The sequence below is a fragment of the Roseiflexus sp. genome, assembly GCF_057785375.1.
The window spans coordinates 21,063-34,196 of sequence record NZ_JBYNRX010000107.1; the positions used below are offsets into that span (position 1 = coordinate 21,063).

The window sequence follows — 13,134 nt, forward strand, 5'->3', positions numbered from 1 at the left end:
ATTGTTGACACTATGGTTTCATCGCCCCTAGCCAGTTCAGCTTGGCGACATTGATCGCCTGCGTTGACGCCGGGAAGTAGCCGACGCCGAGCACTTCCTCATTGACATAGGTCAGGTAGAAGTTGATGAACGCGGCGACCTGCGGCTTTTCCTTCATAATCTTGGCGTCGGAGTAGATGAACAGCGGGCGCGCCAGCGGGTACGTCCCGCTCTCCGCCGTCTGGTCATTCGGTTCGACCCCTTCGACCTTCACCGCCTTCAGGCGATCCTTCTCGGCAACGAAGTAGGCGTAGCCGAAGTAGCCAATCGCATTCGGGTCGCCCTCCACGCCCTGCACCAGCACGTTGTCGTTCTCGCTCAACTGGATGCCGGGCGCGTTCAGGATCGCCTCCTTGCCCTTCTTCTCGAACGCCGGGTCCATCACGACTTCGACGAAGAAGTCGAAGGTGCCGGAGTCCGAACCGGGGCTGAAGAGTTTGATCGGGTTGGCGGGCCAGGCCGGGTCCACATCTTTCCAGGTCTTGGCTTTGCCGGAGAAGATGTCCGCCAGTTGCGCCTTGGTGAGACTCTCGACGAAGGTGTTGGCGGGATTGACCACCACGGCGAGCGCGTCGGTGCCGACGCGGAACTCGATCGGTTCGCGTCCGATGGCGCGACAATTGCCGATCTCTGCCGGCTTGATGGGGCGGCTGGCGTTGGAGATGTCGGTCTCGCCCGCCTTGCAGAAGCGCTCAAAGCCTGCGCCGGTGCCGACGGAGTCGATCGTGATGCTGCCGGCGTACCCTTCGTCCTTGAAGCGCTCAGCCATACGCTGCGTCAACGGGAAGACGGTGGACGAGCCGGCCGTCACGATGTTGCCGGTCACGACGCCCGGGTCGACTTCGGGCAGACCATCATAATCGATCTCGGCTTCTGGCGCAGTGGTCGGCGCTGCGGGCGCGGCGGTCGGCGCTTCTGGCGCAGTGGTCGGCGCTGCGGGCGCGGCAGTCGGTTGAGTCGTCTGTCCGCCGCCACAGGCTGCGATGAGCGGTACGATCAGCGTCAGCATCAGCGCCATGGTGAAGAAACGTGTCTTTGTACCCTGCATACGTCTGATCCTCTCCTTCTTGACAATCTACAAAATGCCTCCGGAAACGCAGGCTTACCGCCATGCTTGATTGGCACAATAAGCCTTCACGTTTCCAAACCGGAACGCCATAGAGTATACCCGGATGAGGTTAAGGACAAAGAGTCGTTGTGTTAAGCCCGCGTTAACCATTGCCGTTTTGTTTGCATACCGATCAAAAACTGACACACTGGCCATCCGGTGAGAGTGGTACACTAGTGGAGCGATCACCCAAAACCTGGACAACCAAGGTGGGGCTGACGTTGACTGAGCCTGTCGAAGTCAACGTCAGCCGCAAGACGGTCAACACAGGCAATGATGGTGCAACACCGGATGATCGCTCTCTTCTACAAGAGGCGTGATTCTGGCAAACAGCGACGAAGACGCCGTGCTGCGCATCTGAACGATACATCGTTGTATTGCACTGAGTTGTGTATGAACATCACACTATCCACTCCCATCTCAGCCCGCAGTCTCTCGTTCACGCTTGCCCTGGCGCTGATCAGTCTGAGCGTCGTTGCATTGCTGGTGAGCAATTCCCTGCAAATGGCATCGAACTGGCAGGTGCATGCGCGTGCTCTGGCTCAAGAGCAGCAATCACACGCGCACGGCGCCGCCATTGAAGTGCGCACATTTCTTGAGATGCGCTGGAATACGCTGATGACCGCCAGCAAAGTGGCAAGCCTGGCGAATGCGTCGGCGGAGCAGCGTACCGAGACGCTGGAGCGACTGCTGGTCCTCGATCCGCTGCTCGAGCAACTGGTCATTCTTGACGACGAGCGGTTCGTTGTCGCAACAGCCAGCCAGAATCGTTCGAAGACGGTCAATTTCCTCGATCCGGCGCTTATCGACGATATCATGCAGCAAACGATGCTGCGCAATCGTTATGTGAGTTCGTTGCGCATCGACGCAGCCACCGGCGAGCCCGGCATTGTGCTGGCGCTGCCGCTGGTCGATGCGTTCGAGAACTATCATGGCGCACTGATTGCGACCATCAATGCCCGCCTGCTGTGGGAAACGATGAAGCGGCAGACGACGGATGCGGCAAGCCTGGCGTATATCGTTGATCGCCAGGGGAACCTGTTGGCCTGTTCCGATGTGACGCGCGTGTTGCGCGGCGAGAACGCCGCACACGTTGCGATTGTCCAGCAGTTTACCCGCGAGCGTTCCACATCGGTCCAGACGATGCACTACACCGGTCTCTCCGGCGTTGAGGTGGTCGGCAGTTACGAAGCGCTCAGCGATCCAGCCTGGGCAGTGGTGATCGAAACGCCGCGCGCCATCGCCTATGCTCCTGTGATTGCCGCTCTCGGCGTTTCCGGGCTGGTGCTCGTGGGTGCGATCATCGCGTCCGGTGGTATTGGCGTCTTTCTGGCGCGCTGGTTAATGGCGCCGCTGGTTGATCTCACCCGTGTGGCGGAGTGCATCGCAGCAGGTGAGCGTGATGTGCGGGTTGCTGTGGGCGGTCCGCGCGAAATTCAGGTGTTGGCGCGCGCCTTCAGCACAATGACGGCGCAACTCGAGGCGCACCTGGAAACGCTGGAGCAACGGGTCGCGCAGCGCACCGCCGATCTCCAGGCGGCGCTGGCTGAAGTGGAAACGAAAGCGCGTGAACAGGCGCGGCTGCTGGAGGAGATCGCGCAGCAGCGCCGGGTGATCCGTGAATTGAGCGTTCCGGTGCTGCCGGTCACCGATGATGCGCTGGTGATGCCGCTGATCGGCGCCATCGACACCGAGCGCCTGGCGGACATTCAGGATCGCGCATTGCACGCACTGCAACGTTCACGCGTGCGTTACCTGCTCGTCGATATTACCGGCGTGCCGGTGGTTGATAGTCAGGTGGCGCAGGGGCTGATCGCAATCGCCAGCATGTGTCGGCTGCTCGGCGCCGGGATGGTGTTGATCGGCATTCGACCGGAGGTGGCGCAAACGATCGTCGGCCTGGGGCTGAACCTGTCGGCGTTGCGCACGGCAGCGGACCTGCAAACGGTCCTGCGCGATCTTGCCGGACAGCACGATGATCGCGTCGGGCGCAATGGCGTAGCGAATGGACACAGGAGCAGTTTCGATCTATACTTTCGATAAGCAGACGAAAGAGTTTGCCCGTTCTAAAACCACCCGTGCGCGAATCGTTGCTTTCGTTACGAAACTGGTGAAAGGGTCGTCTTGTGACCGATCCTGACCGTGAAGGGCATATTCCCCACACAGCGCAACGTGGCAACCAACCATCGCGGGGCGGCGGGCGCCGATCGCGCATACTGATGGCGCTGGCGGGATTGCCGGTCATTCTAGCGTTCGGTTGCCTGGCGTTCGGTTTCGTCACTCTCTTTATATACCCGACGGGTCAATTGTTTTCCGCTATGAAAGCGGTGGATGTTGCGACGCCTATCCTGACGCCGCCTGTGGGTGCGCCCATCCTGCCGCCATCACGCGCGATCATTACTCCCGCAAATGCTGCCAGCGTGAGGTTGCTCGCTCACTTTGGCAAGAGCCCGATTGTCGCTCTTGCGTTTGGGTCAGACAGTCAAACACTGGCGGTCGCTTCCCCTATCGGCATCTCACTCTATTCCTCCTATAGTGGAATATTGCGCCGTCTCTCAACCAGCAGCGCCGTTTCCTGCCTGTCGTTCGCGCCGGATGGTCAGACGCTGGCGGTAGGAATGGGTGATGGAAAAGTGCGGTTGCTGCGGGTGGCCGACTTCACGCTGATCCGCGAACTGGCCGGGCACGATGATGGAGTGGCGAGTATGGCGTTTGCACCCAACGGATGGATGCTGGCGAGCGGGGCGCCTGATGGCACAGTGCGGCTGTGGCGGGTGACCGATGGGGCGCTCCTCTACGAACTGACGGGCGCACTGATGTGGTCACGAGTGTAGCGTTCTCTCCCGACGGGGAGATGCTCGCGTTCGGGTCACACGACCAGACCGTGCGCTTGTGGCGAACAGCCGACGGTGTGCTGATCCGCGAACTGACGGGGCACACTGATGTGGTCACGAGTGTAGCGTTCTCTCCCGACGGGCAGACGCTCGCGTCCGGGTTACACGACCAGACTGTGCGCTTGTGGCGAACAACCGACGGCGCACCGATTCGCATTCAAGAACTGTTCTACGATGATCGGGTGACCAGCGTGGCGTTCTCTCCCGACGGGCAGACGCTAGGCTATGGAACATTTCACGGGTTTTTGTGGCTGGCAGAGGACGTCAACGGCTCTGGATTTGCGATCGTCTCTGGAGTTGCAATATATGACTATGACATTATACATATGGCGATTTCACCCGATGGGCAGATGATTGCCTCGCTAACGAGTTTCAGTGGCAACATGCGATTGTGGCGGCTGGTTGACGGGATCTTGTTGCAAGAACGGGGGGAAGGGCATGTAGATGGAGTTGCGAGCCTGGCATTCTCTCCTGACAGCCAGATGCTCGCTTCAGGAGGATCGACAGATGACTGGACTATCCGGCTGCGGCAGGTGCCCAACGGTCCGCTCCTGCGCACGTTGATAGGGCATTTCGGTGAGATCAGCAGTGTAACGTTCTCTCCCGATGGGCAGACGCTGGCATCCGGGTCGGAGGATAAGACGGTGCGACTGTGGCGGGTGACCGATGGGGCGTTGCTCCACGAACTAAAACTAAATGGACACCTTGATTGGGTGACCAGCGTGGCATTCTCTCCTGACGGGCAGACGCTCGCTTCTGCGTCGAAGGACAAGGCAGTTCTGCTATGGCAGGTAACAGATGGACGGCTGCTGCGCGTACTGAGAGGGCACACTGATGAGGTTACGAGTGTGGCGTTTTCTCCCGACGGGCAGACGCTCGCTTTTGCGTCGAAGGACAAGGCGGTTCTGCTATGGCAGGTAACAGATGGACGGCTGCTGCGCGTACTGAGAGGGCACACTGATAAGGTTACGAGTGTAGCGTTTTCTCCCGACGGGCAGACGCTTGTCTCCGCATCGGACGGGGTGTTTTTGTGGGGTGTAACCCCATAAGCTCAGGAAGCGACGTTTCATAGCAGGAAACCATGGGGTGGCGACGATGGCGGAAAAACGTTCGCGTCAATCTTCCGCGCCGCGTGGCGCCATTGGGCGGCTCCGCGGCTCGGCAGGCGCCGCCGAGCAGTCGCTGCGTGGACGCACCGAGCGCATCAAGCGTCTGACCCCTCCGCCACCTCCGCTCCCCTCTACCCTCGAACGCGCCCTGAGCGTTGGCGGGTTGCCGTTTCTTTTGGTACGCCTCTTCTGGTACAATCTGCGCGAGGTGAGATTCTGGTGGCCTGTCGTGCTACCGCTGCTGGTCTGGACGGCATGGCGCACCTACCATCGTGAACGCGCAAAAAGCCAACGTAACGACGGTGCTGCGCAGATTCGCGCTTGACAACCCCTCTCCTCAATGTAAGAATACTGTGATATATGGCACAGTCGCATCCGGTGCACGGCTGTGTTCGTCCGGCTCAATCCGGCGTTTCCCAACCGGGGTGCGCTGCACAGCAGAAGTTGTATGAGCGCTTCCGTACAATCGGACATTCAGGCTGGTCTGAAGGCGCATATTCAGGAAATCGCGCTTCATCTTTGCGCTATGGCGGGCGCAAAAGCGTGCTATCTAACGATGCGCGAACGTCCGGTGGCGCCGCCCCGCTTTATTGGCGCCGTCGGTGTGCAGGGCGATCCTCCCGACTGGAATGAGATCGATGGCGCTCGCATGGTGCGTCGGATGGGTCATAAACGTGCAATGACCGTCACAGAACGGTCACTGCACGCGCTGTTGCTGGCGCTCCCGGCGAGCGGTCGAGACATTGGGGCGGCTATCCTCCTCTTTGACACTGAACCGCCGCCGGTATCGGATGCTATCGTCGCAGCGGCGCACCTGGCCGGTCTGTCGCTGGAGTCGGTCTGGCAGCTTGCTGCGCTGCATGATCAGGCAGAGCAGATTGCCGAACGCACCCGCCTGCGTGAGATTCAGTTGAGCCGTAACCTCATTCGTGGAGTGATCGACAGTGTGCCGATGGGTCTGGTGTTGATCGATCCCACAGGGTATGTGCTGGCAGCCAATCGCGCACTTGCAGGACGCTTCGGTCTCGAACCGGCAATGCTGGTGGGAGGGTTCTACGGCGATGTTCTGGGGGAGTGGAACGAGTCGGCAGCGGCGCACACCTTTGCCACCCGCCAGCCGCAACGATTGCGACGAACCCTGCAACGTCCCGGCGGTGGCGAGGCGCTGATCGAAATCGCCGGCATTCCGCTGTTCGATGTGTCCGGCGCGGCATATCAAGCCGTCGAGGTGTGGGAGGATATTACCGAGCGCGTGGCGCTGCAAACGCAACTCGTGCGCGCCGAGAAACTTGCGGCTATCGGGCACCTGGCAGCCAGCATCGCTCATGAAGTCGGTAATCCGCTTCAGGCAATCCAGGGATTTCTGGCGCTCTTCCTGGAACAATGTCCCCCGGAGACGCCCAATCAACATTTTCTCCAACTCGCGGAGGAGGAAATCGAGCGGATTGTGCGGGTGCTGGAGCGGTTGCGCGATCTCTGTCGCCCACGCGCCGATGTCTTCACCAGCGTTGGTGTCAATGAGTTGATCGAAAACGTGCTGCTGCTCACCGGCAAACAACTCGAACGTTCGCGCATCCGTGTGCTGCGCGAACTGGACCCCGCTCTCCCTCCTGTCCAGGGAGTCGCCGATCAACTGAAACAGGTGCTGCTCAATCTGGTGCTGAATGCGGCTGAGGCGATGCCGAACGGCGGCACGTTACAGGTGCAAACGTATCGCCACCATCTTGTGGAAGGGCATGAGACTGTGGCGATTGCAATCACCGATACCGGCATCGGCATCCCGCCCGATCAATTGACGCGAATCTTTGATGGATTGCATACCACAAAAGAGCGTGGCATGGGGTTAGGGTTGTATACCAGCAAGGCGATTATTGAGCGGCACCTGGGCCGCATCAGCGTCCAAAGCATTCCAGGCGAAGGCACCACCTTCGAGATCGTGTTACCGATCAGGCACGAGGAGATCCGTCATGAGACAACCGGCGAAAATCCTGGTCGTTGACGATGAACGCGCGGTGCGGCTCATGCTCGAAACAGCGCTGCGCGCGCATGGATACCGGGTCGAAACGGCTACCAGCGGCGCCGATGCTCGAATGCACATCGAGAATGAGGAGTTCGATCTGTTGCTGCTCGATCTGCAATTGGGCGATGTCGATGGCATCAATATCTTGCGCGAAGTTAAGGAACGGTGGCCGGTAACTGAGGTTATTCTCCTTACTGCTCACGGTTCGATCAATAGCGCCATTGCCGCCCTGCGCTATGGGGCATTCGATTATCTGCTCAAGCCTGCTCAGGTGACGGAAATCCGTGAGCGTGTCGAACGCGCCTTGAACAACCGCCGGATCAATCTTCAGCGCACGGAGTTGCTGCAACGCATCAGTGAAAGCGCTCGCGCGCTCGGCATGATCGAAAGCAGCGGAACTATCACTCCGTCGCCATCTGTGTCGAGCGACCATCTGACCGTCGGACCGCTGGTGCTCGATTTGCGGCGCCATGCCGCCTATCTTGGCGAGCATGTGCTGACGCTGACGCGCACAGAGTTTGCACTGCTGACGGTGCTGGCGCAGAATCCCGATACAGCGCTCAGTTATACGACCCTCTCCGAGGCGGTGTATGTCCGGGCGCAACCGGAAGACGAGGCGCGCTCGCTGCTGCGCCCGCATATCGCGCGGCTGCGCCAGAAACTCGATGCAACCAAAACGCCAGGCATCGCGCTGATCAGTATTCGGAGCATGGGGTACATGCTGCAAACCGAAAATGCGCCCGTACCCTGATCGGCGTGCTGTACGGGGAAGAGGCGGGCAGTGATACCGCCCGATCACAAGGAGGTGACGATGATTGCTGATCCCCGGTTGCCTGGTGCAGTGTCCATTCGCGAAGTTGGCCCGCGCGACGGTTTACAGAACGAAGACGTGATCCTCAGCACTGCGCAGAAAGTGCAGTTGATCGACCGCCTTGCCGATGCCGGTCTGACTCTTATCGAGGTTGGCGCTTTTGTGCGCCCTGCTAATGTGCCGCAAATGGCAGACACTGCGGAAGTCTTTGCCGCGCTCTCCCGTCGTCCCGGCGTTGTCTACAGCGCCATTGTGCCGAATGTGATCGGCGCGCGGCGCGCCGTCGCCGCGCGTGTCGATGCCGTTCAGGTGTTTCTCAGCGCCAGTGAAAGTCATAACCGCAGCAACGTCAACATGTCGATCGAGCAGTCACTGACACATGCAGCCGATATTGCAGCAGTCGCCCGTGAGGCCGGGGTGCGGTTCGAGGCAGTGGTGTCGGTGGCTTTCGGTTGCCCGTTCGAGGGGGATGTGCCGCTTGATCGCGTGATGGACCTGACAACGCGGCTGTTTGATCTGGGCGCTGAGCAGGTGACATTTGGCGACACGACCGGCATGGGGCATCCGGGTCTGGTGCGCGCCTTGATTCAGGCGTTCTATGCGCGCTTTCCGCAGGCGCGTCCGCGGTTGCACCTTCACAGCGCGCGTGGCGCGGGGTTGGCCAATGTGCTGATGGCGCTCCAACTTGGCGTTGATTGTTTCGATGCCAGCGTCGGCGGAATCGGCGGGTGCCCCTTCGCGCCCGGCGCTCCCGGCAATATCTGCACTGAAGACCTCGTGCATATGCTCCACGAAATGGGCATATCGACCGGCGTTCATCTTCCGGCGCTGCTCGATGTTGCGCGCATGCTCGAAGGCATGCTGGGGCGCACCGTGCCGGGGCAGACGATCAAAGCCGGCATCTGCAAGCATTTGCCCCTTGATGGCGGTCCGCGCCGATGAGCGCACGCAGTGTGGGAGGCGCAGAGCACCTGCGCCCGTCGCATCATGTCGAACGAAGAACTCGCTGGTGTTTTTGATACTAATGCGCGGTGATGCGACCACGATTGCCGGGGCGCGCGGCGTTGCGGGCTATCGGGTGGAGCCTGCGCAGGCAGACTTCGCCCCCGTAGCCTGCGGCTTCAGTCGCCGGGCGCAGATCTGCGCCCCAATGCCCCCTGCTCTCAAGTAGCGCGTTTTTTGGATGCGCAGCGCATTTTCGGCGTCTCGACGCCCTGGTTGCGTTCAGGAAAGAAATTGCAACAGGAGAAAAATCACCCCCCCGATGATTACCAGGGAGATGACGAACCGGATGATTCCGGTCAGGATTTTGAAGACGATATATACGGCAATGGCAGCGATAAGAATGACAATGAGCGACTCCATCGGGGAATTCTCCTTCTGATCCAGCGTTGCAGAGCACGTGAGAAGTATGATACAATACTAAGCGTCATGGCGTGCGAAGGCACGCCAATCATTTAGCCTGGAATGCTAGCACTCACCGGACGAGAGTGCTAAAGACAGGTCGGGCAGGTTCTGGAAGAAACGCGAGGCGGGAAGAGAGACGCAGAGACCAGGCCAGAGGAACAGTCTATGACGACCGATCTGACTGATCGCCGCCAACTGATCCTGAAACTGGCGATCCAGGAGTTTATCGAGAGTTCGCAGCCGGTCGCCTCTGAGCTGCTGGTGCGCAAATACAAACTCGCTGTATCGCCTGCGACCGTGCGAAATGAATTGGCGGCGCTGGAGGAGCTTGGCTATCTGACACACCTGCACACATCGGCCGGACGTGTGCCGACCGATGCCGGGTATCGCTATTTTGTGGAGAACCTGATGGATCGCACGCCGCTCTCGGCGACCGAGCAGCGCACCATCCGGCATCAGTTCTATCAGGTGCGCAGCGAGCTCGACCAGTGGATTCAACTGGCGGGCGCGGTGCTGGCGCGCACCGCGCAGAATGCCTCGGTGGTCACGCCGCCGCGTGCGCAGCAGGCGCGCCTGAAACATCTGGAATTGATCTCGATCCACGATACGACTGCACTCATGGTGCTGGTGCTGCACGATGGCACCATTCGCCAACAGACGCTCACGCTCGATGTGGCGCTGTCGCAGGAGGAATTGAGCCGCTGCGCAGCGCGTATCAACGAACGCTGCGCCGATGCGCCGGTCGAGCGGGTCGAAGAGTTCCTTAAGCACGAACGCGCCCAGGAATCTCCGGGCGGTGATGCCCTGGTCTGCCAGGTGCTCGACCTGGTCGTGAAGGCGATGCATCAGTTCAATGAGCAGCTCAACAGTGATATTCACAGTGATGGGCTGATCGAGATTTTGAACCAGCCGGAGTTCTCGCAGGTCGAACGGGTGCGCCGGATGGTCGAGATTTTGCAAAGCCGACGCGCGCTGGGGACGCTCATTCCGCGTGCGCTCTCCAGCAGCGGCGTGCAGGTGGTGATCGGCGGCGAGCATAGTTACGATGAAATGCGCGAATATAGCGTCGTGCTCTCACGGTACGGCGGCGGCGAGATTGTCGGCGTGCTCGGCGTGATCGGCCCGACACGCATGGCATATCCACGCGCCATCTCGGCAGTGCGCTATATCTCTGCTGTGATGAGCGACCTGCTGGCGGAATTGTACGGCATCGAAGGCGCAAGCCGGTGGGAAGCGGAGCCGTAAGAAGAAACATCCCTATGAGGGAGGGTGATGCCCATGTCTGAAGAATTGCAACCAGTGCCACATCCTGAGCAGCCGGAAACGCCCCCCGACGGGCAGGAGGTTGTTGCGACCGAGGCCGAGGCGCCGGTCGCAGAAGGCGCGGCGCCTCCCAGCGTCGAGGATCTCCAGGCGCGGATTGCTGAACTGGAGCGCGAGAAGGCCGAACTGCGGGACAACTGGCTGCGCGCGGTGGCGGATTATAAGAACTTCAAGCGCCGCACTGAACAGGAGCGCGCCGATCTGATCCGCAACGCCAGCGCTGCGCTTCTGCTCAAGTTGCTGCCGGTGATGGACGATCTCGAGCGCGCTATGGCCAGTGTGACGCCTGAAGTCGCCGAGACGCCATGGTATGGCGGGTTCAAACTGATCCCGCAGAAGTTGCAGACGATCCTCGAAAGTGAGGGGGTCAGCCAGATGCAAACCGTCGGAGAGGCGTTCGATCCGAATCGCCACGAAGCGATTATCTACGAGCCGTCAGAAGATGGTGAGGATGGGAAAGTGATCGCCGAACTCCAGCGCGGCTACATGCTGCGCGACCGCGTGCTGCGACCGGCGATGGTGAAGGTTAGCCAGGGGCGAAAGCAACCATCAACTTCTGAGACAACGAATGAGTAAAATCATCGGTATCGACCTTGGAACGACCAACTCCGTCGTCGCGGTGATGGAAGGCGGCGAACCGGTGGTGATTGCTAACGCCGAAGGGAGCCGCCTGACCCCCTCGGTTGTTGCGGTCAATAAGACCGGGGAACGGCTCGTCGGGCAGACTGCCAGGCGGCAGGCGACGGTGAACCCGGAGAACACCATCTTCTCGGTCAAGCGCTTCATCGGGCGCAAACTGTCCGACCCGGCAGTGCAGAAGAGTCGGGCGCTGGCGCCGTATCGCCTGGTCGAAGCGCCGAATGGCGACGCCTGGGTGCAGATGGGCGGGCGCGATTACAGTCCCCAGGAGATTTCGGCGTTCGTGCTGCAAAAACTCAAAGCCGACGCCGAGGCGTACCTGGGTGAACCGGTGACACGAGCGGTTATTACGGTTCCCGCCTATTTCAACGACAGTCAGCGTCAGGCGACGCGCGACGCCGGTCGAATCGCCGGGTTGGAGGTGGTGCGCATCATCAACGAGCCGACGGCTTCGGCGCTGGCGTATGGTCTCGACCAGAACACGCACAACCATCTGATCGCCGTCTACGACCTCGGCGGCGGCACGTTCGATATTTCGATCCTGGAACTTGGCGATGGAGTCTTCGAGGTGAAAGCCACCAATGGCGATACCCACCTCGGCGGCGATGATTTCGACCAGCGCATCATCGAATGGATGGCAGCCGCGTTCCAGAAGGAGCACGGCATCGACCTGCGCACTGATCGGGCGGCCCTGCAGCGGATGAAGGAGGCGGCTGAAAAAGCCAAACAGGAACTTTCAACCGTTGTGCAAACCGAAATCAGTCTGCCGTTCATCACCGCCGACTCCAGCGGTCCACTCCATCTGAATATGATGCTGACTCGCGCCAAACTTGAGCAACTGACCGCCGATCTGATTGAGCGCACGGTCGGTCCGATGCGCCAGGCGCTCGTCGATGCCGGCGTGCGCCCGAATGACATCGACGCCGTGATCCTGGTTGGCGGGCAGACGCGCATGCCGGCGGTGCAGGAGATGGTGCGACGGTTCTTCAACCGCGAACCGCATCGGGGGTTGAACCCGGATGAGGTTGTGGCGATTGGCGCGGCGATCCAGGCTGGCGTGCTCGCAGGGGAGGTGGGGAATGTGCTGCTGCTCGATGTAACACCGCTGACGCTGGGGATCGAAACGCTCGGCGGGGTGATGACGCCGCTCATTGAGCGCAATACGACGATTCCAACCCGGAAGGGCCAGGTTTTCTCCACTGCTTCGGATAACCAGAGCAGCGTCGAGATCCATGTGTTGCAGGGTGAGCGCGCCGAAGCGCGCGCCAACAAGTCGCTCGGTCGGTTCGTCCTCGATGGCATCCCGCCGGCGCCGCGCGGCGTACCTCAGATCGAAGTGACATTCGATATCGATGCGAACGGCATTTTGAACGTCTCGGCAACGGATAAGCGCACCGGCGCGGCGCAACACATTACGATCACGGCATCATCGGGTCTGTCTGAAGATGAAATCCAGCGCATGATCGCGGAGGCGGAGCAGTACGCCGAAGAGGATCGCCGGCGGCGTGAGTTGATAGCGGCGCGGAATGCGGCAGATAGTGCGATCTATAACGCTGAACGCCTGTTGCACGACACGGGGAATGCTGTTGACGAAACGCTGCAAACGCATGTGCGCGACCGAATCACAGCGGTGCGACTGGCGATTGAAGGCGACGATACGAATGAGATTCGGAATCGGACGGCGGAACTGACGGTTGCGGTGCAGCAGGTGATGCGCACAATCGACATGCGCGGCGCCGACGGCGACTATGCGGAGAGCGACAACGACACGCGATGAGCGTTGC

General features: G+C 60.4%; 12 protein-coding genes. 10 read left to right on the top strand and 2 right to left on the bottom strand.

What is annotated here, in order from left to right; all coding sequences use genetic code 11:
- Positions 1 to 10: 10 nt before the first annotated feature.
- Complete coding sequence (locus AC3EA7_RS21480; RefSeq protein WP_488616121.1) at positions 11 to 1,087, bottom strand: PstS family phosphate ABC transporter substrate-binding protein; 1,077 nt, start codon at positions 1,085 to 1,087, stop codon at positions 11 to 13.
- 453 nt (positions 1,088 to 1,540) lie between these two features.
- Here AC3EA7_RS21480 and AC3EA7_RS21485 point away from each other — a divergent pair, with 453 nt between their 5' ends.
- The 7 genes from AC3EA7_RS21485 to AC3EA7_RS21515 all read left to right on the top strand — a co-directional run bounded on the left by AC3EA7_RS21485 (position 1,541) and on the right by AC3EA7_RS21515 (position 8,923).
- Complete coding sequence (locus AC3EA7_RS21485; RefSeq protein ID WP_488616122.1) at positions 1,541 to 3,190, top strand: STAS domain-containing protein; 1,650 nt, start codon at positions 1,541 to 1,543, stop codon at positions 3,188 to 3,190.
- An 83-nt stretch (positions 3,191 to 3,273) separates the two neighbouring features.
- On the top strand, positions 3,274 to 3,981 hold the full coding sequence (locus AC3EA7_RS21490; protein WP_488616123.1) for a WD40 repeat domain-containing protein: 708 nt from the start codon (positions 3,274 to 3,276) through the stop codon (positions 3,979 to 3,981).
- The gene (locus AC3EA7_RS21495) at positions 3,966 to 5,090 is read left to right on the top strand and encodes a WD40 repeat domain-containing protein (protein WP_488616124.1); all 1,125 of its coding nucleotides are present in this window, start codon (positions 3,966 to 3,968) and stop codon (positions 5,088 to 5,090) included. Before AC3EA7_RS21490 ends, AC3EA7_RS21495 begins: the two co-directional genes overlap by 16 nt.
- 46 nt (positions 5,091 to 5,136) lie before the next feature.
- Entirely contained in the window at positions 5,137 to 5,475 is a 339-nt protein-coding gene (locus AC3EA7_RS21500) for a hypothetical protein (RefSeq protein WP_488616125.1), read from the top strand.
- Positions 5,476 to 5,598: 123 nt separating this feature from the next.
- Positions 5,599 to 7,149, top strand: coding sequence for a two-component system sensor histidine kinase NtrB (locus AC3EA7_RS21505; RefSeq protein ID WP_488616126.1), 1,551 nt, complete (start codon positions 5,599 to 5,601; stop codon positions 7,147 to 7,149).
- On the top strand, positions 7,118 to 7,921 hold the full coding sequence (locus tag AC3EA7_RS21510) for a response regulator transcription factor (RefSeq protein ID WP_488616127.1): 804 nt from the start codon (positions 7,118 to 7,120) through the stop codon (positions 7,919 to 7,921). Before AC3EA7_RS21505 ends, AC3EA7_RS21510 begins: the two co-directional genes overlap by 32 nt.
- Positions 7,922 to 7,981: 60 nt before the next feature.
- Entirely contained in the window at positions 7,982 to 8,923 is a 942-nt protein-coding gene (locus AC3EA7_RS21515) for a hydroxymethylglutaryl-CoA lyase (RefSeq protein WP_488616128.1), read from the top strand.
- A gap of 282 nt (positions 8,924 to 9,205) precedes the next feature.
- Here the strand turns inward: AC3EA7_RS21515 and AC3EA7_RS21520 are convergent, their stop codons facing one another.
- Positions 9,206 to 9,346, bottom strand: coding sequence for a hypothetical protein (locus AC3EA7_RS21520; RefSeq protein ID WP_488616129.1), 141 nt, complete (start codon positions 9,344 to 9,346; stop codon positions 9,206 to 9,208).
- A 207-nt stretch (positions 9,347 to 9,553) separates the two neighbouring features.
- On the opposite strand from AC3EA7_RS21520, the gene hrcA reads away from it, so the two are divergent.
- The 3 genes from hrcA to dnaK are packed head-to-tail and all read left to right on the top strand — an operon-like array spanning position 9,554 to position 13,127.
- Complete coding sequence (gene hrcA, locus AC3EA7_RS21525; RefSeq protein WP_488616130.1) at positions 9,554 to 10,633, top strand: heat-inducible transcriptional repressor HrcA; 1,080 nt, start codon at positions 9,554 to 9,556, stop codon at positions 10,631 to 10,633.
- 27 nt (positions 10,634 to 10,660) lie between these two features.
- Positions 10,661 to 11,287 (top strand): nucleotide exchange factor GrpE, encoded by a 627-nt coding sequence (gene grpE / locus AC3EA7_RS21530; RefSeq protein WP_488616131.1) that lies wholly within the window; start codon positions 10,661 to 10,663, stop codon positions 11,285 to 11,287.
- Entirely contained in the window at positions 11,280 to 13,127 is a 1,848-nt protein-coding gene (dnaK, locus tag AC3EA7_RS21535; protein ID WP_488616132.1) for a molecular chaperone DnaK, read from the top strand. Before grpE ends, dnaK begins: the two co-directional genes overlap by 8 nt.
- Positions 13,128 to 13,134: the final 7 nt, after the last annotated feature.

What these genes read in the sequence shown, in the direction of transcription:
- AC3EA7_RS21480 (WP_488616121.1), bottom strand. Translation starts at nt 1,087, where the DNA reads ATGCAGGGTACAAAGACACGTTTCTTCACCATGGCGCTGATGCTGACG.
- AC3EA7_RS21485 (WP_488616122.1), top strand. Translation starts at nt 1,541, where the DNA reads ATGAACATCACACTATCCACTCCCATCTCAGCCCGCAGTCTCTCGTTC.
- AC3EA7_RS21500 (WP_488616125.1), top strand. Translation starts at nt 5,137, where the DNA reads ATGGCGGAAAAACGTTCGCGTCAATCTTCCGCGCCGCGTGGCGCCATT.
- AC3EA7_RS21505 (WP_488616126.1), top strand. Translation starts at nt 5,599, where the DNA reads ATGAGCGCTTCCGTACAATCGGACATTCAGGCTGGTCTGAAGGCGCAT.
- AC3EA7_RS21510 (WP_488616127.1), top strand. Translation starts at nt 7,118, where the DNA reads ATGAGACAACCGGCGAAAATCCTGGTCGTTGACGATGAACGCGCGGTG.
- AC3EA7_RS21515 (WP_488616128.1), top strand. Translation starts at nt 7,982, where the DNA reads ATGATTGCTGATCCCCGGTTGCCTGGTGCAGTGTCCATTCGCGAAGTT.
- AC3EA7_RS21520 (WP_488616129.1), bottom strand. Translation starts at nt 9,346, where the DNA reads ATGGAGTCGCTCATTGTCATTCTTATCGCTGCCATTGCCGTATATATC.
- hrcA (WP_488616130.1), top strand. Translation starts at nt 9,554, where the DNA reads ATGACGACCGATCTGACTGATCGCCGCCAACTGATCCTGAAACTGGCG.
- grpE (WP_488616131.1), top strand. Translation starts at nt 10,661, where the DNA reads ATGCCCATGTCTGAAGAATTGCAACCAGTGCCACATCCTGAGCAGCCG.
- dnaK (WP_488616132.1), top strand. Translation starts at nt 11,280, where the DNA reads ATGAGTAAAATCATCGGTATCGACCTTGGAACGACCAACTCCGTCGTC.